Origin of the sequence: Williamsia sp. 1138 (assembly GCF_002095435.2) — a bacterium.
Classification (GTDB): Bacteria; Actinomycetota; Actinomycetes; order Mycobacteriales; family Mycobacteriaceae; genus Williamsia.
Window position 1 is genome coordinate 1 of record NZ_MJEJ02000051.1, and the last position, 25,483, is coordinate 25,483.

The window sequence follows — 25,483 nt, forward strand, 5'->3', positions numbered from 1 at the left end:
ACATCGGGATCGTCATAGAACGTGGTCGCCTGCACGATCGCAACCGCCCGCTCCGCGGGATTGCCGGACTTGAAGATCCCCGACCCGACAAACACACCCTCAGCACCGAGCTGCATCATCATCGCCGCATCAGCCGGCGTCGCGATACCACCGGCAGTGAACAACGTCACCGGCAACTTGCCGCTCTCGGCCACCTCGACCACCAACTCATACGGCGCCTGCAACTCCTTCGCGGCCACGAACAACTCATCCTTCGGCAACGACGTCAACCGACGGATCTCGTCGCGGATCTTGCGCATATGGGTCGTGGCATTGGACACATCACCGGTACCGGCCTCCCCCTTGGAACGGATCATCCCCGCACCCTCGGTCAGACGCCGCAAAGCCTCACCCAGATTCGTCGCACCACACACGAACGGCACCGTGAACTGCCACTTGTCAATATGGTTGGCGTAATCAGCCGGAGTCAACACCTCGGACTCATCGACGTAGTCCACACCCAGGCTCTGCAAGATCTGCGCCTCGACGAAATGCCCGATCCGCGCCTTGGCCATCACCGGAATCGACACCGCAGAGATGATCGAATCGATCATGTCCGGATCACTCATCCGCGACACACCACCCTGGGCACGAATATCGGCCGGAACCCGCTCCAGAGCCATCACCGCAACAGCACCCGCATCCTCGGCGATCGTCGCCTGCTCCGCGGTGACGACATCCATGATCACCCCACCCTTGAGCATCTCGGCCATCCCACGCTTGACACGCGCGGTTCCGGTACCGGACGTCTCCGGCTTCACCGATGAACCAAGGTCTGGGGCACTGCTCACGTCTACTGCTCCTACAAGTCGGGTCGATTGCTGAGCTTCCAGTCTAGGCTTTCTGCCAGGGTCCTGTCGCTGCGCGGTCCCGCAGAGCGGGGTGAGGGCTGTCCGAGCTGTTCAGACGGCTGCCCGCTCCACGATCTCGAAGTACAGCGGCGTCGGGGCGGTGCCACCCAGGTGGAGCCATCGGACGGGGCGTCTGCCTCGCAGGGCAAGGGTGTCCCTGACCGCATCGTTGTGGAATCTGCGGGCGATCATCACCCGCGTCTCGGCATCTGCGAGTTCGGTGACCAACTGAGAACGCAAGGAGGCGCTGTCGATCTGCGCCAGGGCGGCGGAAACGACATTTTCTGCCCGTTCGCGGTCTGCTCTGGCGGCGCCCTCTGCCCGGTCGGCCGCAAGGATCAGCTCACGACCCTCCCCGCCGAGGCCGGCACCGATCGACCTCGCCACCACGGCTCGCCGAGCCAGTGCCGCGTCGAGCGCCTGCCAGGCGAGGTCCACCCGTACATGCAGGCGATCGAGCCGGTTTGCCGTCTTGTAGGCCCAACCGAGGCCGAGAAGGACCACCACCGTGATGATGCCCAGGATGAGGACGGTCAGGGCGGAGACGGTCATGAAGTCCTTTCGGGCAGTCACCCCTTTACGGGCGGCGATGCTGTCTCGGGGCTGGCTGGGGGGGTGTCGGTCGGGGGTCAGTCGGAGACGATGACTTTGCCTGCGCCCACCGTCACGGTGTCGTAGACCCGCAGGATCTGATCGGCGACCTGCGACCAGTCGTACCGGGTGGCGCGCACCCGCGCCCGATCGACCATCGCGGCGCGACTCTCGTCGTCGCCGAGGGCGGCGATGATCCCGTACGCCAGCTCGTCGGAGTCGCCCACATCGACGAGGACTCCGGCCCGGCCGTCGTCGAGGACCCGCCGGAACGCGTCGAGCTTGCTCGCGACCACTGCCGCTCCGGCTGCCATGGCCTCCACGAGGACGATGCCGAAACTCTCGCCCCCCAGATTGGGCGCGCAGTAGACGTCGGCCGAGCGCAGGGCCCGGGCCTTGACCTCGTCATCCACCTGGCCGAGGAAGACCATGTGATCGGCGAGCTCGCCGGCTTTCCCGCGCAGCGTGCGCTCATGTCCCCCGCCGACGACCAGCACTCTCAGGTCGGGGTATCGAGCCACCACTGCGGGAAGCGCGTCGAGTAACACGTCCATGCCCTTGCGGGGTTCGTCATAGCGGCCGAGGAACAGGACGGTCCGGCCGGGATGCGGGTACCCCTCGAACGGTTCGGCGTTCGCGAACGACTGCGTATGGACACCGTTCGGGATCTCGACGGCGTCAGACCCGAGGGATTCCATCTGCCACCGCCGGGCCAACTCGGACACCGCGATCTTGCCGGCGATCCGTTCGTGGTACGGGCGCAAGATTCCTTGAAAGACACTGAGCAGCAACGACTTCGTGGTCGCGGCATGGAAGGTCGTCACGATCGGGCCCTGCGCCACCATCAGCGACATCATCGAGATACTCGGCGAGTTGGGCTCGTGGACGTGAAGGATGTCGAACTTCTCGTCCCTGATCCACCGACGCAGTCGCGCATAGGCTTTGGGGCTGAAATTCAGCCGTGCCACCGACCCGTTGTACGGGAAGGCCAGCGCTTCACCCACCGACACCACGTACTCCGGGAGTTCGGTGTCCTTTCCGGACGGCGCCAGGACACTCACCGTGTGACCGCGGTTGATGAAAACCTGCGCGAGCTCCATGACGTGGGCCTGCACGCCCCCGGGAACGTCGAACGAGTAGGGACAGATCATGCCGATCTTCATCGCGTGGCCTCGCCGTCGATGCGGCGTCGTCGCGCGTCGGACCAATCGGCCTGCCAGAGTGGCTGCAACATGTGCCAGTCCTGCGGGTGGGCCGCGATGTTCGACTCGAACTCGTTCGCCAGCAACTGCGTGGCCGCGGCGACCCCACCGGAGGTGTCGAGCGGTCCCGACAGGCGAAACCGCGATGTGTCCGGGCCGGTGAACCAGTGATGAACCGCGATGAGGGCAGCCCCGGTGTCGATCGCCAGTTTCGCCGGCCCGGCAGGCATCCGGGTCGGCTCGCCGAAGAATGTGACAGGCACTCCGTGTTCGGCGAGGTCCCGCTCCCCCAACAGGCAGACGACGCCACCTGATCGAAGCCGGTTGGCCAGCTGACCGTAGGGCGGTTGCTCACCCCCGCTGAGCGCGAAGATCTCGAAACCCAGGGACTCGCGGTAGCGGACGAACCGTTCGAACAGCGACTCTGGAGACAGTCGTTCCGCGACGGTCGAGAAGGTGCCGACGTTCTGCACGAGCCACACCCCGGCCATGTCCCAGTTCCCACTGTGAGGAAGCGCCAGGACCACACCCTTGCCCCTGGCCAGTGCATCGTCGAGGAGACGATGATCGGGCGCCGGGAGGTCGACCCGCGACGCAGCAAGCGCAAAATCCATGGTCGGGAGCCGGAACGCCTCACGCCAGTACCGCGCATAGGACCGCATCGACTCACGCATCAACGATTCCGGCACCTCGTCGGGCGCACAGCCCAATACGCGGGCCAAGTTCTTGCGGAGCTGTGGGGGCCCGCCGTTCCGGCCGCCGACGAAGTCACCGGCTCGATCGAACGCGGCCCGCGCGATCGACTCCGGGAGCAGGCGCACCAGAGACCACCCGGCCGCGTAGCCGGCATCCGCCAGCCGTTCGCCCACCGAACTCACGCGGTGGGTCCGTCCTCGTCCGCGACAGCAGTCGGGGCGGCAATGGGTTGCAGATCGGTGGCACCGGGCGATTTGTACACCGACCACATGCGTTGGAACACGGTGATCACGCTGCCGACCGCCAACAGCCACATCGCGATGTGGATCGCCCACGACAGACCGAGGCCGGTCAGGCCCGTGCCCACCAGCACGATGATCAGGCGATCAGGACGTTCGATGAGTCCGCCGTCGCCGTTGAGCCCACTGGCCTCGGCACGCGCCTTCGCATACGAGATCACCTGAGAGGTGACCAGGCAGATCATCGTGGCGACGAACAGTTGCTTACTCGGTTCCTCCACGAGGCACCACCAGCCGAGCCCTGCGAAGATCGCTCCGTCGGCGAGCCGGTCACAGGTGGAGTCGAGGACGGCGCCGAACTTGGTGCCACCTCCGCGTGCCCTGGCCATGGCGCCGTCGAGCATGTCGAACATCACGAACAACCAGATCACGAGGGTGCCGACGAACAAGTACCCCATCGGGAACAGCGTCACCGCGGCGGCGATCGTCGCTGTGGTCCCGATCATCGTCATGGCATCAGGCGTGAGTCCGGTCTTGATCAACGCCCTCCCCAGGGGAAGCGTGACCTTTGACACCGACGCCCGGCCCAGCACACTCAACATGGAACCAGCATGCTCTCCGTCAACCCAGCGCCTCTCATCAACCCTCCAGCCTCAACCAGGCCTGTGCGAGCAGACCTCGGGTGTCGCGAAGCAACTGGGGCATCACCTTCGTCTCACCGACAACGGTGATGAAGTTGGCGTCGCCGCCCCACCGCGGGACGACGTGCTGGTGCAGGTGCTCCGCGAGCGACCCGCCTGCTGCGGCACCCAGATTGAGTCCGACGTTGAACGCATCGGGGTTGGAGACCGACTTGATCGCCCGGATCGTCTTCTGCGTGAACACCATCAGTTCACGGCTCTCGGCCTCGGTGAGATCCTCGAGGTCGGCCACCTGTCGGTAGGGCACGATCATCATGTGGCCCGGGTTGTACGGGTACAGGTTGAGCACGGCATACACCGATTCGCCGCGCGCGACGATCAGGCCCGCCTCGTCCGACATCGTCGGGATGTCGAGGAAAGGGTGCACCGACTTGGCCGACGACGACTCGTCACCGGACAGTGGGGCCGCCGTGATGTACGACATCCGATGCGGGCTCCACAATCGCTGCAACCGATCGGGATCGCCGGGCCCCTCGTCGCGGAGGATCCCGGGGCCGTCGGCCGAGGTCACGGGGCCTCCCCACCCGCGGGAACCTGGCGAATCGCTTCGATCAGGTCGGCGGTCGGGGATTCGTTGCGCCGCGCGGCCGACCAGTCGGCGATCAGCGTCACCGCCTCTGCGACCGGCACCCCGTTGACCTGGGTGCCGTCACGGAACCGGAAGCTCACCGCGTCCGCTTCCACGTCGCGCTCCCCCGCCAGCAACATGAAGGGCACCTTACCCGTGGTGTGGTTCCGGATCTTCTTCTGCATCCGATCGTCGGAGGCGTCGACCTCCGCGCGCAGTCCCCGATCCCGCAGTTGTGACACAACGGTTTCCAGGTGCGGGACAAAGGCGTCGGCGACGGGGATACCCACCACCTGCACCGGTGAGAGCCAGACCGGGAACGCGCCTGCATAGTGCTCGGTCAGAACTCCGAAGAAGCGTTCAATCGATCCGAAGAGCGCCCGGTGGATCATAACCGGCCGATGCTTGGATCCGTCGGGGCCGGTGTACTCCATCTCGAACCGCTCCGGCAGGTTGAAGTCCAGCTGAATGGTCGACATCTGCCAGCTGCGGCCGAGGGCGTCTTTGACCTGCACCGAGATCTTGGGTCCGTAAAAAGCGGCCCCACCCGGATCCGGGACCAATCTGAGTCCCGACGCCTCGCCGACCTCGGCCAGGGTGGCCGTTGCCTCATCCCAGATCTCGTCGGATCCGACGGACTTCTTCGGATCCCGGGTCGACAACTCGAGATAGAAGTCATCGAGCCCGTAGTCCTTGAGCAGGCCCAGCACAAAGTTGAGAGTTGTCGTCAGCTCGCCGCGCATCTGCTCTTTGGTGCAGTAGATGTGGGCGTCGTCCTGTGTCATACCGCGCACCCGGGTGAGCCCGTGGATGACACCCGACTTCTCGTAGCGGTACACCGACCCGAACTCGAACAGCCGCAACGGCAGCTCGCGGTACGAACGCCCACGGGCGTTGAAGATCAGGTTGTGCATCGGGCAGTTCATCGGCTTCAGGTAGTAGTCCTGACCTGGTTTGCGTACGGCGCCGTCCTCGTCCAGTTCGGCGTCGAGATGCATCGCCGGGAACATGCCGTCCTTGTACCAGTCGAGGTGGCCGGAGATCTCGTACAGATTGCCCTTGGTGATGTGGGGGGTGTTCACGAACTCGTACCCCTCATCGATGTGGCGGCGACGCGAATAGTCTTCGAGCTCCTTGCGGATGATCCCACCCTTGGGGTGGAACACCGGCAGGCCCGATCCGAGTGCATCGGGGAAGCTGAACAGATCGAGTTCGGCACCCAGCTTCCGATGATCCCGTCGTTCAGCCTCGGCGAGGAGTTCGAGGTAGGCGTCCATCGCCTCGGCCGATTCCCACGCGGTGCCGTAGATCCGCTGTAGGTCGGCGTTGTCCTGGTTGCCGCGCCAATACGCGGCGGAACTACGGGTCAGCTTGAACGCGGTGATGTATTTCGTCGTCGGCACATGCGGTCCACGGCACAGATCGCCCCAGATCCGTTCGCCTGTGCGCGGATTGAGGTTGTCGTAGGCGGTGAGCTCACCGCCGCCAACCTCCATCACCTCGGGATCGTCCGCCGAACCCTTGTCGTCGACCAGCTCCAGTTTGTACGGCTCGCCCGCCAACTCGGCTTTCGCCTCGTCGACCGTGCCGTACACCCGCCGCGAGAAGCGCTGACCGGACTTGATGATCTGCTTCATCTTCTTCTCGAGCGCGGTCAGATTTTCCGGTGTGAACGGCTGATCGACATCGAAGTCGTAGTAGAAGCCGTTCTCGATGGGAGGGCCGATCCCCAACTTCGCCGTCGGATCGAGTTCCTGCACGGCCTGGGCCAGCACATGGGCCGCGGAGTGCCTGATGACGCTGCGGCCGTCCTCGGTGTCGGCGGCGACGGGTTCTACGATCGCGTCCTCGGCTGGTGACCAGGACAGATCCCGGAGTGCGCCTCCGGCGTCACGGACCACGACGATCGCTTCCGGGCCCTTGTTCGGATGCCCGCTTTCGCGTAGCGCCGCGCCCGCGGTGGTCCCGGCCGCCACCGTGATCGTGGCAGCGGGCAAGACAACTGGGTTCTCGGACACCTGGAAAGCTCCTGTCGACATCAGACCACTACGACCGGATCGGCCGAGCTGGCTCATCAGTCCATGATGTTAGTGCCGGTCGGATGCGCGTCCCACGTCCGGTGGTGCCGCGGCATGTCCGCTTTCTACAAAATCGGGCTCTGTAGCCAAGACCAGTCGATCCCGACCCACCCGCCAACCAGGCCCAGGGCGCCCAGCAACCACAGCGTCGCGAGGACGACTGCGCAGGTGAGAAGGCCCAGCAGCGCCTGCACGCTCCAGTGCTGCTCTTTGACCCAGTCCATCCACAAGTCGTATTTTCCGCGGGCGAACTTCAGGAGCCGGTGTGCCCACTCGAACTCAGACGCCAGTATGCCCAGTCCGGCGAAGACGATCAGCCACCCGGGGCCCGGGTACGGGATCAGCACGATCCCGCCGATCATCACTGCCGCCCCGACTACCCCCACCACGCAGCGATAAGTCAGATTGAGCTTTTTCTTGTCGCGAATTTCGTTGCGCTTGTTGGAGATTGCAGCGAGGATGCCCGAGGCCGGGCGTTCGCGCTCGACGTCGACACCGGCTTCTTCAGGCACTGCAACGATCCTTCGTCCGAAGTTGAGCGATCACGAACTCTCCCTGACAGAGTACGGAATACACAACCAGGCTAGGTCGCCGACCTGTTCTTCGGGACGTCCCGGAACGCGAGCCCCACGTCGTGCGTGTGCTCGCGTGGCATGCCCAGAACGCGCTCGCTGATCGCGTTACGCGCCATCTCGGTCGTGCCGCCCGCGATACACGACACCTGCTGCATCAGGTAGTCGGTGCCACGCTCGACGACTGCGCCATCTGCGGAATCCCATGCCGCGCCCGAGGCCTCGGTGAACTCGTAGCTGATGGACGTGGTGCGAGTGGCGGCCAGGCCCGACACCAATCGGGCGATGCTCGCCGACTGATCGGAGATCGCCCTCGAGGCGATGCCGCGACCGATTCGCTCACCGAGCGCCGCCTTGACGACGTCGAGCATCCGCGCCTCGCCGAGGAGATCACGACTGATCGGGTCGTCGAGGCGGCCCGCATCACGGGCGACCTCGAACAGCTCCGATACACGGGATCCACCACGTGAGCCGCCCCCCGGAAGGGTTGTGTACGGCGAGTTGGACGCCATCCGCTCGTGGAACATCCACCTGGTGCCGACTTTCCAACCGTCGTCGACCTCGCCGACACGATCGGAGTCGGGAACCCTGACATCGGTGAGGTACTCCTGACAGAACTCCCTGGACCCGCTGAGCATCTCGATGCGGTGGACTTCGATCCCCGCCGCCTTCAGCGGAAGCATGAACACCGTCAATCCGCGATGCTTGGGCACATCCCAATTCGTCCGGGCCAGGCACAATGCCCAGTCCGACCACCACGCGCCCGTCGTCCAGATCTTCGACCCGTTGAGAATCCATTCGTCGCCGTCGCGGACGGCGGTCGTCAGCGCCCCGGCCACGTCGGAGCCACCGCTGGGTTCGGAGAGGAACTGCATCCAGATCTCCTCCCCACGCAGGATGGCCGGAATGTGTCGCATCTTCTGCTCTTCGGTCCCGAAATCCATCAGGACACCGACGCAGGGGGCGAAGGTCGGCGACTGCAACCGGGCCGGGTATTCGTAACCCGTCATCTCCTCGTTCAGCGCCTGCTGATGGGCCCTGGTCAACCCTTTACCGCCGTACTCGGGCGGGATGCAGACGCCGGCGAACCCGGCGTCGAACAGCCTCCGTTGCAGCGTGCGCTCGTGCTCGACGTGGGCGAGTTCGTCCTCGTCGGCACCTTCGTTCCTGAGGACGCCGACATGAGCGGCGGGATCGGCGCGCTCGAGGTTGGCCCTGATCCATGTGCGCGCCCGTGCCCGGAAGCTCGCGACCGATTCCGCAGGGTCCGATTCTGCGGTGTGTACAGCTACCTGTTGTGTGCTCATGCGCTGGTCTCCTCGCGCTCGACGATGTCGGCGAGTTTCTGCCGATGCTCTGCGGGTGTCCCGTAGTTCGATCTGTTCGCCGCGACCCGGCGCGCGAACAGGTGCAGATCGTGCTCGAAGGTGACCCCGATGCCGCCATGGATCTGCACGCAGTCCTGCATCAGGTCCCCGCCGTAGCCACCGACGTAGGCCTTGGCCGCGCTGACCAGTTCCGCGGCGTCGGCCGAGTGGCGGGCGACTGATGCGGTGGCCTTGTCGGTGATCGCGTGACTCGCCTCGAGCCACGCTTTCATGTCCGCGACACGGTGCTTCAGTTCCTGATAGGAGGCGAGCGGACGTCCGAACGAATACCGGTCGAATGCCCAATCCAGGGTCATCTCGAACGCCGCTTGCAGAGCGCCCACCGACTCGGCGCAGCTGATCACGATCGCGATGTCCTGGGCGTGGGTCACGTCGTCGCCGGCCTGCGCCGGATGCCCGACCAGAGCGGTGGCGGGCAGACGCACGTCGTCGAACTCCACGACGCCGTAGCGACGGGTGAGATCAATCGATGTCAGCGAGTTCACCCGCACCCCATCGGTATCTCGCGGAACGAGAACCTGAGACAAGCCGTCCCCCGTCCGCCCGGCGACCAACAGGACGTCCGCCGTCCCAGCCGCCTCGACCGGACGTTTGGTACCGCGCACGATGACGTGCGCCCCGTCGATCTCGATCTCGACGGCAGGTGCAGCAGCGGTCGACCTCGGATTCGGTTCGCTCACACACCATGCCGCCGTCGATGTCCCGGCAATGAGCGACTGCACCAACTCGGCGCGGTCGTCCAGCGGGTACTTGCTCAGCAGGGCGATCACCACGTTTGTCGGTATCAGCGGACCGGGCGCAGCATGCCGGCCGAACTCGTGGGCGATCAACGACAGATCCTCGAGACCCGAGTCGCCGATGATCCCGCCACCCTGGTCCTCGGGCGCCAGCAGGCTCGTCCAGCCCAGTTCCGCACCTCGCCGCCAGTAGTCGGCGCCGAATCCCCTCGATTCGACACGAAGGCGGCGAAGTTCGGCGGGCGGTACCTGCTCGCGAAGAAATTTTGCGGTGTTGTCCCTAAAGAACTCCTGATCGTCCGTCAGCTCCAGCAACATGGGCGTGAATGTCCTAACCTCGGTCGACCTGCAAATACATGCATCTCCTACAGGGAGAATATTATTCTCATCCGGATTCCATTAGTAGCCTCTTCGGGCCTGCCGAGGCAAGCGGAACCACCCCGATCCGCCTCGAACGTACGATCTGGCGATGAGTTTTCAGGGATTCCCCGAGGCCGCGCTGGACTTCTATGACGACTTGGAGCAGGACAACTCCAAAGCCTTCTGGGAAGCACACAAGGAGACGTACCGCCGTGCCGTGGCAGGCCCGATGAACCAGCTCGTCGAGGCGCTGGGCAGCGAGTTCGGTCAGCCCAAGGTGTTCCGCCCCTACCGCGACGTCCGGTTCGCGAAGGACAAGACCCCGTACAAGACACATCAGGGAGCGTTCATCGCCGTCGGACCGGCCACCGGTTACTACGTGCAAGTCGGCGCACCCGGAGTAAAGGTCGCCGTCGGCTTTTACGAAGCCACACCGGAGCGACTGGCGAACCTGCGTGCGGCGGTCGACCACGATCTCCACGGACCCGCACTCGAGGAACTCATCGACGCCCTACAGGTGGACGGGTGGGAGATCGGTGGCAGTGTCCTCAAGACCGCACCCCGCGGGTGGGACAAAGACCATCCACGAATTGCGCTACTACGCCACAAAACCCTCACAGCTTCACGGGACTACGGATTCGAAGACTTCATCCACAGTCCGGCACTCGTCGATCGCGTACGCGCGGACTGGAGGTCGGGCACACCTCTTGTCGAATGGGCGCTTCGCCACGGATGATCCTGGCGCGACCCGCCCTCGAATATTGCGACACTCTCATAACTACCGTCTCGATATAGCGAGCAATCACACCGTGCCAATTGCCCCATTTTGGTTAGCGTTAGGTCGTCGAGTTGCCGATGTCGATGTCGCAAAACTTTCCGTACACGCCGACATCTGAACCGAAATCTCAATAGTTTTGCGATACGGTGACGGGCATGCAAACAGGTACGACCACCGCGAGCCCCGGCATGTTGCTGGGATACGCCCGCGCAGGTGCCGGGCGCCGCAGCCTCGAGTCCCAGATCGACGAGTTGACCGATGGGGGTGTCGAGCCGAATCGGATCTACAGCGACAACATCGCCGACCTCACCACCGCACGCCCGGGTCTGTCCGCCCTGCTCGACTACGCGCGAGCCGGCGACGTAACCGTTGTGGTCGGTATCGACCGGCTCGGGCGCACCATCGACGAAGTGTTCGTCACCGCGAGGGAACTTGCCCGACGCCACATCGGTATTCGCTCGCTCGACGAAGGTGTCGACTCGACCGAGGTGGCAGGCGGGATGATCGTCGGCGTGCTCGCCTCGCTGGCCGAGTTGGACGACGAGAACCGGCCGGTGAGGCAGTCGAGGGCCACGCATCCCCGTCCGGACAGCACCGCGGTCGGTCGACCGCGCGCACTGGACGACGATCAAGTGGCGTTGGCCGAACGCATGCGCGCCCGCGGCGACTCGGTCCCCACGATCGCCACCCGACTGGGGGTCAGCCGAGCGACGCTCTATCGATCCCTGGCAGAACGGAGGTCGGTGCGGTGACAACCATCGAACCCGACCTCCCCGAACTCGACATCGTCACCCAATACGGTGTCGCGACCCGCCTACCGACCTCGTTTCCGCTCATAGATCCGGAATTGGACGTCGCGCTCGACCCCGACCCGTTCCAGCACGGTTTCGACGACGCGCTCACCCGACTGGAGTCGATGCCGACACCCTGGGCGCACCATTTTGCGACGCTGACGATGGCAGCCGAACCTGATCTGACAGCGGACGAACCGAGCTATACCCGCGGATACCGGGCGGCGCTGTACGGGTACCTACGACACGGGAATCCACGATCACCACGGTGAACACCTGATGCTCACGAGAGCAAAAGGGCCCTCGCGCGTGATGCGACGAGGGCCTCTGGCCTATCCATGCTTGCTGTGGTCCCGGCTGGGATCGAACCAGCGACCTTCCCGGTGTGAACGGGACGCTCTTCCACTGAGCCACGGGACCGCGCATGAGACCCGTATAACCGGGGGTCTGCGACCGAAAGACATTAACACGCTCACCCCGCCCGAATCCAAATCACCGGCAGGTGGTCCACCGAACCCGACGCCGTCGCGCCCGCGGCGCCGAACGTGTCGGCAGTCAGGTCTGTGACCAGCGGATTTGTTGCTTTGCCGGTACGTCCGATAATGTTCACCACCGCAGCCAGAGAGCAACAATCTGGCAGCGTGCGGATGTGGCGCAGCTGGTAGCGCATCACCTTGCCAAGGTGAGGGTCGCGGGTTCGAATCCCGTCATCCGCTCGGAGAAAGATTTTTCACTGTGGCGGTGTGGCCGAGTGGTGAGGCAACGGCCTGCAAAGCCGTGCACACGGGTTCGATTCCCGTCGCCGCCTCCACGAGTTCAGCTTCGACAATTAAACACAGTCTCGCGCGATTAGCTCAGCGGGAGAGCGCTTCCCTGACACGGAAGAGGTCACAGGTTCAATCCCTGTATCGCGCACCAGCTCACGACAGAAATGACCCGGCGAACCCGGGTCTTTCTCATGTCCCGAGCACCAAGTGTCACCCGATCCCGGTACCCACCTCAGGAATGCACATGAACGACAGCCACGACCGCGACGCGCTCCGCTTCACCCTCGGTTGGGTGAGCACCCACGACTATGCGATCAGCGGAAGTCAGGTCCTGCTCGAACTGCTGCCGATCACCCGCAGGCACGCCGACCTCGTCGAGCGCGAAGACGCCCTCCATCACGCTGCCCGTCGCATCACGGGCGCCGATCAGGTGCTGGCTTCTGTCTGACCCGGACCGCTCCTGCGCGGGCGCCCCGAACGAAATCCCGGCCTCAGGCGTCGCAGCTGCAGTCGCAGTGGCACCGACGACCGATCCGGCGGACGCCGACGAACTCGCCGCCGTTGCGGCCCTCACCTTTCCTCTCGCATGTCCGCCTGAACTCTCTGCTGCGGACGCTGCGCACTTCGTCGCCGCCAATCTCTCCGCGGACCACTTCCGCTCACACCTCGCCGGCCAGGACAGCCATGTCCTCAAGGCCGTCGATCCCGCATCCGATTCGATCGTGGGTTATGCGCTCCTCGTCGACGGCGAACCGACCGACCCTGATGTGCGCGAGGCGATCACCGCTCGACCGCTGACGATGATCTCGAAAATGTACGTCCTACCGCGCTTCCACGGTCGCACCGTCTCTGCCCGACTGATGGACGCCGCGCTCTCACACGGACGTACACACGGGAGCGCGCTGGTGTGGCTCGGGGTGAACGAGCAGAACGTTCGTGCCCAGCGCTTTTATCAGAAGATGGGTTTCGCCGTCGTGGGCCGGAAGTCGTTCGTGGTCAACGGCAAGCGGTGCAGCGACTTCGTGCTCGCGCGCCCGCCTGCCATCTGACCCACGACCCCCTGCCCTAGCTTTTCTCGGCGAACCTCGACAGCGCCAGCAGTCGAGACGTCGCGCGCAGATACTTCTTCCGATATCCGCCGGAGAGCATTTCTTCGGTGAAGATCTCATCGAGCTTGGAGCCGGACACCATCAGGGGTGTACCCGCGTCGTACAGCCGGTCGGCGAGCACAACGATGCGCAGGGCGACGGTCTGGTCTGCTGCCGGGTGTACGCCCTCCACACAGGCCAACGTGACGCCTTCGACGAGTGCTTTGTACTTGGACGGATGGAGTTTGGCCAGGTGCGCGCAGAGATCGTCGAAGTTGTCGAGCGTCGCACCCGGGGTGCTCTCCGCCAGTGCCTCGAGTTCGGCGTCGGTGTGCGGATCAGGTGCAGGCGGCAGGTCTCGATGCCGGTAGTCGGGACCGTCGACGCGGATGGCCTCGAAGACTGCAGACAGTTTCTTGATCTCACGCAGGAAGTCCTGCGCCGCAAAGCGACCCTCCCCGAGCTGGCCGGGCAGAGTGTTCGACGTCGCCACGATCGAGACGCCCTTCGCGGAGAGTTCGGTGAGCAACCGCGACACCAGCATCGTGTCGCCCGGATCGTCGAGTTCGAACTCGTCGATGCACAGCACAGAATGGTTCGACAGCCTCTCGAGTGCGTTGGCGAATCCCAGCGCACCCACCACGTGGGTCACCTCGACGAACGTGGCGAACGCCTTGGGTCCCGGCATCGCGTGATAGATGGACGCGAGCAGGTGGGTCTTGCCGACGCCGAAACCACCGTCGAGGTACAGGCCGAGTCCTGCGGTGGACGCAGATTTCCTGCTGAACAGGCCTTTCTTGCCGCCTTTGATCTTCTTGGCACGATCGACGAAGTTGCGTGCGGCCGTGACAGCTTCTGCTTGGCTCGGCTCGTTCGGGTCGGGTATGTACGAGTCGAAACTGACCTCGTCGAACATCGATGGCGGGACCATCTCACCGATCAGGGCCTCGGGTGCGACCTGCGGCGTGCGGTCACTCAGACGTGCTGGCATGCGCAGAGCCTAACGACGCGATCAGAATGGCTCTGTGCACCCACTGAATAAAGCGACTCAGCTCACAACCGGCGACGCCTCGACGTCTTTGACCGACACGGATCTGGCGGAGCTCTACGCCTACCCATCGCTCCCGCCGACCGGTGTAGTCATGCGTGCGAACATGGTCGGTTCGATCGACGGGGTGGCCACCGTCGACGGCCGGTCAGGTGGCCTCGGCGGTCCGGGCGACAAGCAACTGTTCATGGTGCTCCGAGCGCTGTCCGACGCCGTTGTCGTCGGTGCCCGGACGGCGTTCGCCGAAGGGTACGGGACGGTTCAGCCGCACGAGGGGCTTGCAGACCTGCGACTGCGAACGGGTCAGGCACCGACGGCGAAACTGGTGTTGCTCAGCAGTTCTCTGGCCATTCCCACCGACGACCCGCTCCTCGCCGATCCCGAGACGATCGTCGCGACCTGTGCCAGCGCGCCTGCTGATACCAGGTCGCGGCTGATCGACGCCGGTGCACAACTCATCGACTGCGGCGACGAACACGTCGATCCGGCCGCGGTCACCCGGCATCTCGCAGCCATCGGTGCCTGGCGGGTGCTCTGCGAGGGCGGCCCGTCGCTGCTGGGATCGCTTGTCGCAGCTGACCTCCTCGACGAACTGTGCGTCACGGTGAGTCCGTTGCTGACCCCCGGCGCAGGCAAACACATGACCGCAGGTGACGGCTCAGGCCTCCCCATGCGACGCCTGCACGTCCTCGGCGACGACGACGATTACCTGTACGTGCGGTGGGTGCGCGATCAGCGCTGAGGCAACCCGCCAGTACCCTCGCCGGTATGCCCATCGCCGGTATGCGTCGAGAATCTTCCGTGCCCTCCGGACATCGGTCGCCGGTATCTGCTCGCCGATTCCCGGTCTCGCCCCGCCGAGCGTCCGTAGCCATGCTTCTCGCGGTCGCTGTCGTCACCGGTTGCTCCGCCGGGCCGGACCCAGGGCCCGATCTCGTCATCGATGACGGCAACGGCGGCGGCCCCGCACCGTCCACCGCACCGCCGCCGCCGACCCTGACTGCCCCCACCAGCGATCTGGATTGGTCCGACTGCGCCTCAGACACCCGGCAGCGGTTCGGGACTGCGGCGCTGCCCGCAGGCACCGCACTCGACTGTGCGACGTTCGACACCTCGGTGACACCCGGCACGCAGAGCATCGACACGGTGACCGTCTCGGTGATGCGCGCCAGAACCGCGGACACGCCCCCTGACGCCGCCCCACTCATCCTGACCTCGGGCACCGACATCGCTTCGGCGAGAACGCTGGTGTCCCTGGCACAAGGCGGTGGCGCCAACCTGCTCGATGCACACCCCGTGGTCGCGATCGACCGGCGCGGAACCGGCGATTCAACCCCGCTGGACTGCATGACCAACCTGGAACGAAGCACACTGCTGGCAAACGGCTTCAGCACCACATCACCCGACAACCCGGCGCGCGAGCAACGTCTCGCCGCCGCCGGTACGTCCGCGTCCGACGGCTGTACCGAGACGCTCAGCCCACACCAGGTGCAGTTCACCGCCGACAACGCTGCCGCGGACATCGAGGCCTTGCGCGAAATCTGGGGCGTCGAGCATGTCGCGGTCATCGGTGTCGGTGAAGGCGCCGGCGTCGCGCTGGCATACGCGGGGCTCTACACCGACCATCTCGGCCGCCTGATCCTCGACACCCCCGCCCCCTACCGCGTCAGCGCTCAGGTCACTGCGCAACAGACGGCAGACGGCACCAACGCGGCGCTACGGACATTCGCAGACCAGTGTCGGGCGCTGAGTTGTTCCTTGGGCGCCGATCCCTCCGCCGCCATCGCCGGTCTCCTCGAACGGGCTCGTGCCGGAGACGTCGACGGTCTGTCCGACACCGACATACTGTTGGCCCTCACAACCACGATCGCAGTGACCCCTGGAGACAGAACGGCCGTCATCACCGCCGCTGCGGACCTGCTCGCCTCCGCCGAGGCCGGCGTCGTGGGCCCACTGCGCGCCGCGATCGCACAGGCTCGCGAACTGCGCGGCAGCGACGGGCAACTGCTGTCGAGATGCAATGACACCACCGAACCGGTCGGCCAGAACCAGATCGCGGGCCTGCTCGACGAATGGAGCAAGCAGTACCCGCTGACAGGCTCCAACTCGGCACTCGGGCTGTTGCGATGCAACGGATTCCCGTCCGGGGACCAGCCTCCGACGCTCGGGGAGCTCCCGGTTCCGGTGTTGATGTTTCGCGGCGCCGGAGACCCGATCACCGGACCTGTCGCCACCGACGGCATCAACGGCGCCCTGATCGGCGCAGGGGCGACCTTCTCGACACTCACCTGGGAGGGCCTCGGTTACTCCGTGCTGGCGCATTCGGACTGTGCGGGCGAAGCCGCCATCGCCTACAGCCGCTCCGCGGAGCCACCCGCTCAGGGTGCGTGCCCGGCCTGACCGACGTCTCGGATGTCCGGATCTCGCGGTGTCGGACACCGACGATCCGCCCGTCCGTAGTACGGTTCGGCAGTGCCGAACAATGACACCAACCCGCCCGAACCGGTGAACCCGACGCGACTGTCCGTTGCCGACCGTGTCCTGTTTCCTCAGGTGGATATCGGCCGAATCGTGTCCCTGGTGCTCTGGCCGGTCGCGATACTGATGGTGTTCCAGCGCTCGGTGATCCTCGGGGTGAACGGGGATCGGACCGACGACTTCTCACCGGTGTACCGCGCGGCGCTGGCCTTCCTTCGCAGCGAGCCGGTGTACACGGAGAACTACAACACCGTCGATCCGCATTACCTATACCCGCCGTCGGGCACGATGTTGATGGCTCCCCTGGGTTACCTCGACCCCGAGCGGGCGCGCTGGCTGTTCATCTTCGCCTCGGTCATGGTCTTGGTCCTGTGCGCCTACCTGGTCACCCGGATGTTCGGGTACTCACTGCGTTCCCCCGTGATGCCGATCGTGCTCTTCGTCTTCTTCCTGTCGGAGACGGTCGCACACACCCTGATCTTCGTGAACTTCAATTCGTTCGTGCTGCTGGGCGAACTGGCATTCATGATGCTGGCACTCAAGCGCAAGGACCTGTGGGCCGGTGTCCCGCTGGGCATCACATTCGCCGTCAAGCCGGTGCTCGCAGTCCTGCTCCTGCTGCCGCTGCTCAACCGGCAGTGGAAGGTGTTCGTCGGAGCCATCGGCGTACCCATCCTGCTGACGGCGATGGCGTGGCCGTTGTCAGCCGATCCCGGATCGTTCATCAAACGCACCGCGCCCTACCTGTTCGAGGCAAGGGACTACTACAACAGCTCGATCGTCGGCAACGGCGCCTACTTCGGCGTACAGACGTGGCTGGTGGTACTGCTGCGGATCGCATTCGTCCTGATGGCCGCGTTCAGCCTCTGGTTCCTGTACCGCCACTACCGCAAGACCGACGAATTGCTGTGGCTCACCACCTCATCAGGGGTGCTGCTGTGCACCTCGTGGCTGGTCGGCTCCCTGGGGCAGGGCTACTACTCGATGCTGCTTTTCCCGCTGCTGATGACCGTGCTGCTGCGGGGATCGGCGATGCGCAACTGGCCGGCCTGGCTGGGTGTGTACGGGTGCTTCACGTTCGATGCCTTCTATTCCGACCGATGGGAGGCCTTCGGCCGCGCGGTCGAGTACAACAAGGTCACCTGGGGCTGGTCGCTCCTGATGATCTCGGTCTTCTGCGTGTTGCTGTTCCGCTACCTCGACCTGCGCAAAACCGATCAGATCGAGGTCGGCGGCAGCTCCACCCGACCGGCAGCGCCGGCCGGGGTATAGCTCACGGCAGAGCGTTGAGCAGCTGGTCGATCTCCACGCGGGGTCCGGTGAAGAACGGGGTTTCCTCGCGCACGTGCATCCGGGCCTCGGTGGCCCTCAGGTCGCGCATCAGATCGACGATCCGGTGCAGTTCGGGTGCTTCGAACGCCAGCAACCACTCGTAGTCGCCCAACGCGAACGACGAGACCGTGTTGGCACGCACATCCTTGTAACCGCGGGCCTGCTTGCCATGGTCCGCGAGCATCTGGCGGCGCTCGGCGTCGGGTAGCAGGTACCACTCGTAGGAGCGCACGAACGGGTACACGCAGATGTATTTCCCGGCTTCCTCACCCGCGAGAAACGCCGGGATGTGACTCTTGTTGAACTCCGCAGGCCGGTGCAGCGCAACGTTGCTCCAGACCGCGGTGCTCACTTTGCCCAGAACGGTGGTGCGGCGGAAATCGGCGTATGCGGCCTGGATCTGCTCGACTTCTTCGGAGTGCCACCAGATCATGAAGTCGGCGTCGGCGCGCAGGCCCGAGACGTCATAGATCCCGCGCACCACCACACCCTTGTCGGCCAGGGTTCCGAAGAACTGCTCGGCGTCGGCGACGGCGGCCGAGCGGTCTTCGCCCAGTTCTCCTGGGCGAACCGAGAACACGGAGAACATCAGATAGCGGACGGTGGCGTTGAGTTCGGCGTAATCCAGGCGGGTCATGTATTTCATACTGCCACCCGCAGCAGGCCCCACCTGCGTGCAGGTGGAGCTACGTCAGCCCCCGGCGAGATCGGTGACGAGTACGCGCGCGACGGCATCAGCACGCCCGATGCAGGCAGGTACCCCGACACCGCTGTAGGTGGCGCCGGCCAACACGAGCCGGGCGGGCCGATCTCGATCGATCTGGGAAACGAGGCCTGTATGTCCGGGGGCATAGCGCGGGATGCCTCCGGGCCAGCGCTGCACCACCGCGGCTCGGACCGGGACAGGCGTCTGCTCTTGTCCCGCCAGCGCCATCACCACACCCAGATCAGTTGAGGCCCAATCGATCAACTGTCGATCGTCGATACCGCTCACGCTCGCGCCGTATCGGCCGAACGATGCCCGGACGACCCCGCCGTCGCCGGCGAGGTGGTTCCACTTGCGAGAACTGAACGTGAATGCTTTTGCGCGGACCGAGGTTTCGTCCCCGGCCACGAGGACACCCGACAGTTGAGGTAACTCGACGCCGCTGTCCAGCGCCATCGCGACGACCGCAGAACCAGATACGTCGATCCCGGCCAGCGGCTGCGCGATCTCCTCCACCGAGGCGAAGATCTCTGCGGTCACAGGCGCGGGCAGCGCGCACACCACCCCGTCGAAGGGTTCACCATCGACCGCCCAGCCGCGGGGAGTTCGACGGACCTCCCCGACCGAGGTACCCACATGCACAATGGGTGCGCTTTGCCGTAGCAGTTCGTCCACCAGCACCGGATATCCACCGAGCAACGCACCGAACACCGGGCCCGATCCCGTCGCGGCCCCCAACAACGAGGTGACGGCGGAGGTCAGATCAGGTGCACCCGCGTCGAGGCGCGCCGCCAAACCAGGCATCACCGCCCGCAGCCCCAGATCGTCTGAACGCGCCGAGTACACACCCGACAGCATCGGATCCACGCTGCGTTCGACCACCGACCGCCCGAAGCGGTCACCGACGAGTTCGCCGATCGAGATGTCCTGACCGGACCGCCACTTCAGCGCGCGGGCGGGTTCGCGTGCCATCAGGCGCAGGTCGTCGGCCTCCGCGAGGTGGGCGACGGTGTCCGGGTCACCGGGTATGCCCATGAGGGTCGGCCGCGCCACCGGATGCAAACTCGCACCCGACAAGATGTTCGGTCCCAGCGTTCCCGGGTGGACGAGCAGGTGGGTCAACCCCAGTTCGTGTACCAGCGCCGTGGCTTCGGGGCGTCGCACCAAAAACGCTTCAGCCCCGACGTCGAGACGGATTCCCCCGACCTCGACCGAGTGCAGGGTGCCGCCGACGTGGTCGGACCTCTCGAATATGTCGATGTCCACCGAGGCGCTGAGCAGCCGGCGTAGCCGGTACGCCGCGACCAGACCGGAGATCCCGCCGCCGAGAACCGCCACCCGAGGGTTCACAGGGAGTGCACCAACTCCACCACCCTGGTCAGCACCGTCGGATCGGTGGGGGGCAAGACTCCGTGGCCGAGGTTGAAGATGTGCCCGATCGCACCGGCGTCGAGCGCCCGGTCGGCTTCGGCGGCGATCCTGCGCACCTCACGCTCGACCACCTCCCACGGAGCGAAAAGGGTGGCCGGATCCAGATTTCCCTGGAGGGCTTTCCCGGGTCCGACCCGACGAGCGGCCTCGTCCAGCGGGATGCGCCAGTCGACGCCGACCACATCGGCGCCGGCGGTGCCCATGTCGTGAAGCAACTCCCCTGTCCCGACCCCGAAGTGGATGCGGGGGACGTCGTAAGCCGCCAATTCGGCGAAGACCCGAGCCGAGTGGGGGCGCGCGAACGTGTTGTAGTCGGCAACGGAGAGGGCGCCGGCCCAGGAATCGAACAGCTGGAACGCGTCGACACCGGCGTCGAGCTGCACCTTCAGGAACGCGATCGTGATGTCGGCGAGCTTGCCGACCAGTTCATGCCACACGGCGGGATCGGAGTACATCAGCGCTTTGGTGTTCTCGTAGTTACGGCTCGGGCCGCCCTCCACGAGATACGACGCCAAGGTGAACGGCGCGCCCGCAAAGCCGATCAGCGCCGTATCCCCGAGCTCGGCTTTGAGCAGTGTCACGGCTCTCGACACCGCACCCACGGCCTCCGGGGTGAGCAGCGGGAGCCTGCGGATGTCTTCTCTGGTTCGGATGGGCTCGGCGATCACCGGTCCGACACCCGACACGATGTCCAGGTCGACACCCGCTGCCTTGAGCGGGACGACGATATCGGAGAAGAGGATCGCCGCATCGACGCCGTGTCTGCGGACCGGCTGAAGCGTGATCTCGCAGACGAGGTCGGGATCGAAACACGACTCGAGCATCCCGCGTCCCACGCGGATCTCGCGGTATTCCGGCAACGAGCGGCCCGCCTGCCGCATGAACCACACGGGGCGACGGTCGGGGCGCTGCCCGCGGGCGGCCGCGACCAGCGGCGAGAGGGCGCGGGCATGTTGTTGAGTCATCACCCGACATGCTGCCATGAGCACGCCCCCCGCCTCCACGGCCCACCGCCTGCTGCGACGTAGGTCGGGTACGGCGCGCCTCCGCAGCGTCGGCGTGGCGGGGCCCTACGGTCGAACAGTGACCACTTCCGGAGCGTCGACCGAGCCTGCGGTCTTTCGCAGCGCCATCGAATCGATGCACGCGGCCAGGGTCCGGTCTGAGATCGAGCTCGGCAGCATTCGTCCCCCGCAGCGTCTGGCGCCTTACAGCTATGCCGTCGGCGCCGAGGTGACCCAGCCCGAAGGCGACGACGTGGCCACCGATTCCGACGGTACCGCCTTCGGCCGCCTGATCCTGCTCTACGACCCCGACGGCCACGAGGCCTGGAACGGAACCATGCGCCTGGTGGCATTCATCCAGGCCGAGGTCGAAGCCGTGTTGGCCGCCGACCCACTGTTGCCCGAGGTGGCCTGGAGCTGGTTGACCGAATCCCTCGAGAAGTCCGAGCACGTGGAGATCACTGCGCTCGGAGGGACCGTCACGTCGACGACGTCGGTCCGATACGGCGACATCTCCGGACCACCGCGAGCGCATCAGCTGGAACTGCGGGCTTCGTGGACATCGACCACCGATGAGTTGAACGGCCATGTGGAGGCGTTCTGTGAAGTGCTCTCCCTGGCCGCGGGCCTGCCCCCGTCCGGGGTCACGCGGCTCGGGTTCGCCGAAGCGTGAACCCAGCGGTATGACCGAATCAATCGAGCCGCCACCGGTTTCCGACGACGAGGCAATTCCCACGGGTGCCGAGGCGCCTTCGGTCGACGAGGGTCCCCCACCGACCCCATTGACCGAACCGGCCGACGGCGTGCCACCGGTGCTGACCACGCCAGATGAGTTCGCCGAGGCCGGGCGATCGCTGGCTGCCGGCACCGGGCCGATCGCGCTCGACACCGAGCGGGCGTCAGGCTTCCGGTATTCCGGACGCGCCTACCTCGTCCAGATCCGGCGCGCGGGCAGTGGAACGATGCTCATCGACCCGATCGATCATCCTGACGCCCTCGGACCGATTGCAGCCGCCCTCGACGGTCCCGAGTGGATCCTGCACGCCGCGGACCAGGACCTGCCGTGCCTACGCGAGCTGAACTTCCGCTGTGCTGCGCTCTACGACACCGAATTGGCGGGCAGGCTGCTCGGGATCCCCAAGGTCAACCTCGCTGCGATGGTGGAGCATTTCCTCGGGCTCGGCCTGGTCAAGGGCCACGGTGCCGCGGACTGGTCGCGACGTCCACTCCCGGCCGATTGGCTGAATTACGCGGCCCTCGACGTCGAGGTTCTCATCGAGCTCCGTGATGCAGTCCAGGCTGCGCTGGTCGAGGCGGGGAAAGAGACATGGGCCGCGGAGGAATTCGCTGCCGTGCTTGCCAGGCCCGAGCCCGCGCCGCGTCCGGATCGGTGGCGGCGGGTATCGAAAATCCACACCATCAAGTCCACTCGAACCTTGGCCGCCGTGCAGCAGTTATGGATTGCGCGTGAGGACGTGGCACGTCGACGCGACGTGGCACCGGGCCGGATCCTGCCGGACTCGGCAATCGTCGCCGCTGCGGTCGCGGATCCGAAAACGCTGGATGAGCTGTACAAGTTGCCCGTCTTCGGCGGTCCACGCCAACGCCGGCAGGCCGGTCGATGGATGTCGGCACTCGAAGCGGCGCGACGACTCCCGGACTCCGAACTGCCGCCCCGGCGACCACCGAGTACCGGGCTGCCCCAGGTCAATCGCTGGGAAGCCAAGTCGCCTGAGGCCGCTGCGCGGCTGACCGCGGTACGCGCGGCGCTGACAGCGCTCGCCGAAGAGGTGAACACGCCGGTGGAGAATCTGCTGCAGCCCGAGCTGGTTCGTCAACTGTGCTGGGACGACGTGCCATCTGCCACGCCGGAGGCCGTCGCCACCCGACTGGCGGTCGGTGGCGCACGGCCGTGGCAGATCCACCTGACCTCACCGGTGATCGCCGACGCCCTCGCAGTTGTGCCGGCGACCGACTGAGCACGATCCGGTCGGCTACTCGGGAAGCGCCTGCTGATCCGAGGCCTGTCGCGAATTGTTTTCTCCGCGAACGAGATCGCTCTCATCTGACGACGACAGCGGCGGCTGCATCCCCGACACCATGGCCGTGATCGCCCGAGCGACGTCCTGGGCGGTGAGACCCAGCTGATCGAGTATCTGATTGCGCGAAGCGGGTGAGAGGAACTCCTGTGCGATACCCACGTCGCGCACGGGTGTGGACACCCCGGCGCTGCGCAGCTTCTCCGACACCGACGAACCCACGCCGCCGTGGACTCCACCGTCTTCCACGGTGACCACGAGTCGGTGGGTGGCGGCCAATTCGACAATGGATTCCGGCACCGGCAACACCCATCGTGGGTCGACGACCGTGGCCCCGATCCCCTGCTGGGCAAGGCGTGCAGCGGTGTCGATGGCAAGCGAGGCGAACGGACCGACAGCGACGATCAGAACATCGCAGTCGTCCCCGCGAGACGGTGCCGCGAGAACATCTGTGCCGTCGCCGAGCCGTTCGATGGCGCGGATGTCCTCAGGTACCGCACCCTTCGGGAAGCGAAGCGCGGTGGGTCCGTCGTTCACGTCGAGGGCCTCGGCGAGCTCTTCTCGCAGTCGCACCGAATCCCGCGGGGCAGCCACTCGCATGCCGGGCACGATCGACATGAGTGAGAGATCCCACATCCCGTTGTGGCTGGGACCATCCGGTCCGGTGACTCCTGCACGGTCCAGGACCAGCGTGACGGGTTGCCGCAGCAGCGCCACGTCCATCAGCAATTGATCGAAGGCGCGGTTGAGAAAGGTGGAGTAGATGGCGACAACAGGATGGAGTCCGCCCAGCGCCAGACCGGCGGCCGAGGTGAGTGCGTGCTGTTCGGCGATCCCGACGTCGAACATGCGGTCGGGGAAGCGTTCTCCGAACGGTGCGAGACCCGTCGGACCCGGCATCGCCGCGGTGATCGCGACGACGTCTTTGCGGCGGCTACCGGCCTCGATCAGCGCGGCGGAGAACACCGACGTCCAATCCGGCGCGGGCACACTCGTCGATTTGCCGGTGGCCGGATCGATGATGCCGGTCGAGTGCATCTGATCGGCGACATCGTTCTCGGCGTGGTGGTAACCCATCCCCTTTCGGGTGACGGTGTGCACGATGACCGATCCCCCGAAGGACTTCGCCCGCTGCAGCGCCTTCTCCAGCGCCTCCTGATCGTGTCCGTCGACGGGTCCGACGTATTTGATGCCCAGATCGGTGAACATCGCCTGCGGGGCGAGCGCATCTTTGATCCCGGTCTTGAGACCGTGCAGTGCCGAATACGCCAGCGCACCGAACAACGGCATCTTGAGGACCGCGCGCCGCCCCTCGTCGAGAACGCGCTCGTAGCCAGGCTGCAGTCGCAGTCCCGAGAGGTGCCGCGCGAAACCACCGATGGTCGGCGCGTACGAGCGGCCGTTGTCGTTGACGACGATGACCATGGGGCGATCTCCGCCCGCGATGTTGTTGAGCGCTTCCCAGCACATTCCTCCGGTCAGCGCGCCGTCGCCGACCACCGGGACGACGTGCCGGCTCTCGCCCGCCAGTTCGAATGCCTTGGCCAGCCCATCCGCATAAGACAAAGCGGCCGAGGCGTGCGAGGACTCGACCCAGTCGTGCTCGCTCTCTGCGCGTTCCTGGTACCCGGTCAGGCCGTCGCGCTGGCGGAGGGTGTCGAATCCTCCTTTGCGGCCGGTGACGATCTTGTGCACGTAGCACTGGTGGCCGGTGTCGAAGAGGAGTGCGTCGTTCGGCGAATCGAAGACCCGGTGCAGGGCAAGGGTGAGTTCGACCACGCCGAGATTGGGTCCCAGATGTCCGCCGGTCGCCGAGACCTTGGCGATCAGGAAATCGCGGATCTCCTGGGCCAGCTCGTGCATCTGCGGGAGGGTCAACTCGCGCAGATCGGATGGCGAATCGACCGAATCCAGCACGCTCATCTCTCTGGTGTCCTCTCAGGTGGGCGGCGACGCCGACGAACTACCGGTCTGCCGCGGTGCACCCGCCGGGCTGCGG

General features: G+C 65.6%; 25 protein-coding genes, 4 tRNA genes and 1 pseudogene. 13 read left to right on the forward strand and 17 right to left on the reverse strand.

What is annotated here, in order from left to right:
- The 10 genes and pseudogenes from pdxS to BH683_RS22175 form a co-directional block, all read right to left on the reverse strand.
- On the reverse strand, positions 1–752 hold a 752-nt coding region (gene pdxS, locus BH683_RS22130), incomplete at its 3' end, for a pyridoxal 5'-phosphate synthase lyase subunit PdxS (protein ID WP_246833542.1).
- A gap of 201 nt (positions 753–953) precedes the next feature.
- Positions 954–1,442 (reverse strand): annotated as a pseudogene (locus BH683_RS22135) (exopolyphosphatase); the annotation flags it as partial.
- Between the two features lie 77 nt (positions 1,443–1,519).
- Entirely contained in the window at positions 1,520–2,644 is a 1,125-nt protein-coding gene (locus BH683_RS22140) for a glycosyltransferase family 4 protein (RefSeq protein ID WP_084838462.1), read from the reverse strand.
- Positions 2,641–3,561: a phosphatidylinositol mannoside acyltransferase gene (locus tag BH683_RS22145; protein WP_084838463.1), complete on the reverse strand. Its 921-nt coding sequence runs from the start codon at positions 3,559–3,561 to the stop codon at positions 2,641–2,643. The genes BH683_RS22140 and BH683_RS22145 overlap by 4 nt, the downstream gene beginning before the upstream one ends.
- On the reverse strand, positions 3,558–4,220 hold the full coding sequence (gene pgsA / locus BH683_RS22150; RefSeq protein ID WP_084838464.1) for a phosphatidylinositol phosphate synthase: 663 nt from the start codon (positions 4,218–4,220) through the stop codon (positions 3,558–3,560). The genes BH683_RS22145 and pgsA overlap by 4 nt, the downstream gene beginning before the upstream one ends.
- Before the next feature lie 37 nt (positions 4,221–4,257).
- Positions 4,258–4,830, reverse strand: a complete 573-nt coding sequence (locus BH683_RS22155; protein ID WP_084838465.1) for an HIT domain-containing protein — start codon at positions 4,828–4,830, stop codon at positions 4,258–4,260.
- On the reverse strand, positions 4,827–6,926 hold the full coding sequence (thrS, locus tag BH683_RS22160; protein ID WP_094647663.1) for a threonine--tRNA ligase: 2,100 nt from the start codon (positions 6,924–6,926) through the stop codon (positions 4,827–4,829). Before thrS ends, BH683_RS22155 begins: the two co-directional genes overlap by 4 nt.
- Before the next feature lie 104 nt (positions 6,927–7,030).
- Positions 7,031–7,414, reverse strand: coding sequence for a TIGR02611 family protein (locus BH683_RS22165; protein ID WP_246833543.1), 384 nt, complete (start codon positions 7,412–7,414; stop codon positions 7,031–7,033).
- Between the two features lie 134 nt (positions 7,415–7,548).
- The gene (locus BH683_RS22170) at positions 7,549–8,844 is read right to left on the reverse strand and encodes an acyl-CoA dehydrogenase family protein (protein WP_084838466.1); all 1,296 of its coding nucleotides are present in this window, start codon (positions 8,842–8,844) and stop codon (positions 7,549–7,551) included.
- Positions 8,841–9,980, reverse strand: coding sequence for an acyl-CoA dehydrogenase family protein (locus BH683_RS22175; protein WP_084838467.1), 1,140 nt, complete (start codon positions 9,978–9,980; stop codon positions 8,841–8,843). The genes BH683_RS22170 and BH683_RS22175 overlap by 4 nt, the downstream gene beginning before the upstream one ends.
- A 151-nt stretch (positions 9,981–10,131) precedes the next feature.
- Here BH683_RS22175 and BH683_RS22180 point away from each other — a divergent pair, with 151 nt between their 5' ends.
- The 3 genes from BH683_RS22180 to BH683_RS22190 all read left to right on the forward strand — a co-directional run bounded on the left by BH683_RS22180 (position 10,132) and on the right by BH683_RS22190 (position 11,863).
- Positions 10,132–10,758 (forward strand): DUF2461 domain-containing protein, encoded by a 627-nt coding sequence (locus BH683_RS22180; RefSeq protein ID WP_084838468.1) that lies wholly within the window; start codon positions 10,132–10,134, stop codon positions 10,756–10,758.
- Between the two features lie 230 nt (positions 10,759–10,988).
- The gene (locus BH683_RS22185; RefSeq protein WP_084838680.1) at positions 10,989–11,552 is read left to right on the forward strand and encodes a recombinase family protein; all 564 of its coding nucleotides are present in this window, start codon (positions 10,989–10,991) and stop codon (positions 11,550–11,552) included.
- The gene (locus BH683_RS22190; protein WP_084838469.1) at positions 11,549–11,863 is read left to right on the forward strand and encodes a hypothetical protein; all 315 of its coding nucleotides are present in this window, start codon (positions 11,549–11,551) and stop codon (positions 11,861–11,863) included. Before BH683_RS22185 ends, BH683_RS22190 begins: the two co-directional genes overlap by 4 nt.
- A gap of 76 nt (positions 11,864–11,939) precedes the next feature.
- Here the strand turns inward: BH683_RS22190 and BH683_RS22195 are convergent.
- Both BH683_RS22195 and BH683_RS22200 read right to left on the reverse strand, forming a co-directional pair.
- A tRNA-Val gene (locus BH683_RS22195) sits at positions 11,940–12,011 on the reverse strand.
- A 52-nt stretch (positions 12,012–12,063) separates the two neighbouring features.
- Positions 12,064–12,264 (reverse strand): hypothetical protein, encoded by a 201-nt coding sequence (locus tag BH683_RS22200; protein WP_143696113.1) that lies wholly within the window; start codon positions 12,262–12,264, stop codon positions 12,064–12,066.
- On the opposite strand from BH683_RS22200, the gene BH683_RS22205 reads away from it, so the two are divergent.
- The 5 genes from BH683_RS22205 to BH683_RS22220 all read left to right on the forward strand — a co-directional run bounded on the left by BH683_RS22205 (position 12,235) and on the right by BH683_RS22220 (position 13,407).
- Positions 12,235–12,307 (forward strand) — tRNA-Gly (locus tag BH683_RS22205). The genes BH683_RS22200 and BH683_RS22205 overlap by 30 nt on opposite strands.
- Positions 12,308–12,328: 21 nt before the next feature.
- Positions 12,329–12,402, forward strand: a tRNA-Cys gene (locus tag BH683_RS22210).
- A gap of 32 nt (positions 12,403–12,434) precedes the next feature.
- Positions 12,435–12,509, forward strand: a tRNA-Val gene (locus tag BH683_RS22215).
- Positions 12,510–12,602: 93 nt separating this feature from the next.
- Positions 12,603–12,806, forward strand: coding sequence for a hypothetical protein (locus tag BH683_RS29070; RefSeq protein WP_246833524.1), 204 nt, complete (start codon positions 12,603–12,605; stop codon positions 12,804–12,806).
- A 67-nt stretch (positions 12,807–12,873) separates the two neighbouring features.
- Positions 12,874–13,407, forward strand: coding sequence for a GNAT family N-acetyltransferase (locus tag BH683_RS22220; RefSeq protein WP_246833525.1), 534 nt, complete (start codon positions 12,874–12,876; stop codon positions 13,405–13,407).
- 16 nt (positions 13,408–13,423) lie between these two features.
- On the opposite strand, the gene zapE is transcribed toward BH683_RS22220, so the two are convergent.
- On the reverse strand, positions 13,424–14,437 hold the full coding sequence (gene zapE / locus BH683_RS22225) for a cell division protein ZapE (protein WP_084838472.1): 1,014 nt from the start codon (positions 14,435–14,437) through the stop codon (positions 13,424–13,426).
- Between the two features lie 34 nt (positions 14,438–14,471).
- Here zapE and BH683_RS22230 point away from each other — a divergent pair, with 34 nt between their 5' ends.
- The 3 genes from BH683_RS22230 (at position 14,472) to BH683_RS22240 (ending at position 18,244) form a co-directional block, all read left to right on the forward strand.
- Positions 14,472–15,236: a dihydrofolate reductase family protein gene (locus BH683_RS22230; protein WP_084838473.1), complete on the forward strand. Its 765-nt coding sequence runs from the start codon at positions 14,472–14,474 to the stop codon at positions 15,234–15,236.
- Between the two features lie 131 nt (positions 15,237–15,367).
- Positions 15,368–16,894: an alpha/beta hydrolase gene (locus tag BH683_RS22235; protein WP_084838474.1), complete on the forward strand. Its 1,527-nt coding sequence runs from the start codon at positions 15,368–15,370 to the stop codon at positions 16,892–16,894.
- Between the two features lie 120 nt (positions 16,895–17,014).
- Positions 17,015–18,244 (forward strand): glycosyltransferase family 87 protein, encoded by a 1,230-nt coding sequence (locus BH683_RS22240; protein WP_084838681.1) that lies wholly within the window; start codon positions 17,015–17,017, stop codon positions 18,242–18,244.
- A 1-nt stretch (position 18,245) separates the two neighbouring features.
- Here BH683_RS22240 and hemQ read toward each other — a convergent pair whose 3' ends face one another.
- From hemQ to hemE, 3 genes are read right to left on the reverse strand one after another with little or no spacing between them, the layout of a single operon-like run.
- Positions 18,246–18,941, reverse strand: a complete 696-nt coding sequence (gene hemQ / locus BH683_RS22245; protein ID WP_084838682.1) for a hydrogen peroxide-dependent heme synthase — start codon at positions 18,939–18,941, stop codon at positions 18,246–18,248.
- Between the two features lie 54 nt (positions 18,942–18,995).
- The gene (locus tag BH683_RS22250; RefSeq protein WP_084838475.1) at positions 18,996–20,360 is read right to left on the reverse strand and encodes an FAD-dependent oxidoreductase; all 1,365 of its coding nucleotides are present in this window, start codon (positions 20,358–20,360) and stop codon (positions 18,996–18,998) included.
- Positions 20,357–21,406 (reverse strand): uroporphyrinogen decarboxylase, encoded by a 1,050-nt coding sequence (gene hemE, locus BH683_RS22255; RefSeq protein WP_084838683.1) that lies wholly within the window; start codon positions 21,404–21,406, stop codon positions 20,357–20,359. The genes BH683_RS22250 and hemE overlap by 4 nt, the downstream gene beginning before the upstream one ends.
- A 118-nt stretch (positions 21,407–21,524) precedes the next feature.
- Here hemE and BH683_RS22260 point away from each other — a divergent pair, with 118 nt between their 5' ends.
- Positions 21,525–22,118 (forward strand): DUF3000 domain-containing protein, encoded by a 594-nt coding sequence (locus BH683_RS22260; RefSeq protein WP_084838476.1) that lies wholly within the window; start codon positions 21,525–21,527, stop codon positions 22,116–22,118.
- Positions 22,119–22,128: 10 nt separating this feature from the next.
- Positions 22,129–23,424, forward strand: a complete 1,296-nt coding sequence (locus tag BH683_RS22265; protein ID WP_084838477.1) for a ribonuclease D — start codon at positions 22,129–22,131, stop codon at positions 23,422–23,424.
- A gap of 15 nt (positions 23,425–23,439) precedes the next feature.
- Here the strand turns inward: BH683_RS22265 and dxs are convergent, their stop codons facing one another.
- Positions 23,440–25,407 (reverse strand): 1-deoxy-D-xylulose-5-phosphate synthase, encoded by a 1,968-nt coding sequence (gene dxs, locus BH683_RS22270; RefSeq protein ID WP_084838478.1) that lies wholly within the window; start codon positions 25,405–25,407, stop codon positions 23,440–23,442.
- Positions 25,408–25,483: the final 76 nt, after the last annotated feature.